The sequence below is a fragment of the Mesorhizobium sp. P5_C1 genome (assembly GCF_054049815.1).
This window is the reverse complement of sequence record NZ_JBFULQ010001190.1, coordinates 1-837: the sequence shown is the minus strand read 5'-3', so window position 1 is coordinate 837 and position 837 is coordinate 1. Positions and strand designations below refer to the sequence as shown.

Here is an 837-nt window from a genome sequence, read left to right as displayed (position 1 = left end):
TCGCTGAGGAAGATCGAAGCCACCGATTCATCGAACGAAAGAAGCATCGCAAGCAGAGCGCCAATAGCCAGGCCAGGAAGCAGCAGTGGGAAGATGATGGTGCGAAAAATGCGCCAAGGGTTGGCGCCAAGGCTTGCTGCAGCAAGTGACAGCCATGGATCAATGGAACTGTGTGTCGCCGATGCGACGAGGTAAACCACCGGGAAAATCAGAACCGTGTGGGCTATGATGATGCCTGCCTCGGTATCAACCAGTCCCACGCGCGCAAAGGTCAGATAGGCCCCCAGCGCGAAGACAACGCTCGGTACGGTCAAGGGCGAGAGCACCGAAGCTTCGGCTGCACCCTGAAACCGGAAATGACGACCAAAGCCGAGCACCGTTAGTGTGGCCAGGACGAGGGTCGCAACGCAGGTGGCAGATCCGATGCGAAGGCTGGTGAGYGCYGCCGCAATCCATTCCGGGCTGCCGAGGATCKYYTCGAACCATCGCATCGAATAACCGGGAGGCGGAAAGATRAGCACGTCCGCCGAACTGAACGACACCGGGAAGAGCACGACCAGTGGAAGAAGAATGAAGACAGATATTGCGCAGAGATAGGCCGGTTCGACAAGCCGCGCGGCGAAGCGCCAGATCTTGGGACTGTGTGGCCGCGGGGTGGGCTGGGCCACCGGCTGGCGAAGAAGTGCTTTGTCCACGTTCCGTGMCTGCTGTTGCGGCAAGGTCGGCGGCAACGAGCCCGGACGCTGCCACCGCGAGAAGAATCGCGCCATTGAGGACAATGCTACGACAATGATCGTGGCCGTCACGGCGAGCGTAATGCCCAGTGCCGCGGCGAAA

At 60.2% G+C, this 837-nt stretch carries 1 protein-coding gene; it reads right to left on the bottom strand.

Annotated elements, in window-relative coordinates; all coding sequences use genetic code 11:
* Positions 1-837 (bottom strand): ABC transporter permease (locus tag ACXJ7R_RS34805; protein ID WP_457155750.1); only part of this gene is annotated, 837 nt, incomplete at both ends.